This window comes from Bacillus sp. P4_D3, from assembly GCF_056401855.1.
Genome location: NZ_JBFUIN010001192.1, coordinates 1 through 698, shown reverse-complemented (window position 1 = coordinate 698; position 698 = coordinate 1). Strand labels below are relative to the sequence as shown.

Sequence of the window (698 nt, the reverse complement as noted above, 5' to 3'; positions counted from 1 at the left end):
GCGTTCTTACTATATGACGATTGTTTCTTTAATTGGAGCAGCAATTTTTAATACCCTAAAAGGAATTGATATTGAAGAAACCTTTATTTTATTAATCGTACTTGCTGTGTTGTATATGCTTCGTAAAAGATTTGTACGCGAGAAAATGGAAGTCTCTCTTTCTGACATCGTAAAAGTGTTTATCTTCTTATTACTTACGTTATATTTATATAAAAACTTAGGTATTTTATTTGCGGGTGCAAAAGAAGCGTTCCAACCTGATTTTGTCGTTCGAAATATTACACAAGTTAAACGAAGTGCATTAGCAGCAGCCTTTTTCGTTCCTACTTTTTTACTTATCGGTTCACTAATTGCCAATCGTTACCGTAGTCAATTTCCCGGGCAACCAGCAAATGATAAAAGGTTAGAAAACTTCTTAGATGAACATGGTGGGAACGTACTTAGTCATTTAGGTTTTTTAGGAGATAAACAGTTCTTCTTCAGTAGTGACGGAAAAGCACTTCTTCTCTTTTCAATTACTGGAAAACGTCTTGTTGTACTAGGTGATCCAATTGGTGATCCATCCTCCTACCGCACTGTGTTACAAGAATTTTTAGCTGAAGCTGATCGATTTGGGTATATTTGCGTATTCTATCAAATTGAAAGCAAATGGATGAGCTTATACCACGATTTCGGCTACAACTTCTTTAAACTTGGCG

General features: G+C 35.5%; 1 protein-coding gene. It reads left to right on the top strand.

Annotated elements, in window-relative coordinates; genetic code table 11:
• The coding region (locus AC1DTM_RS30195) for a phosphatidylglycerol lysyltransferase domain-containing protein (RefSeq protein ID WP_477001674.1) at window positions 1-698 on the top strand (698 nt) is incomplete at both ends.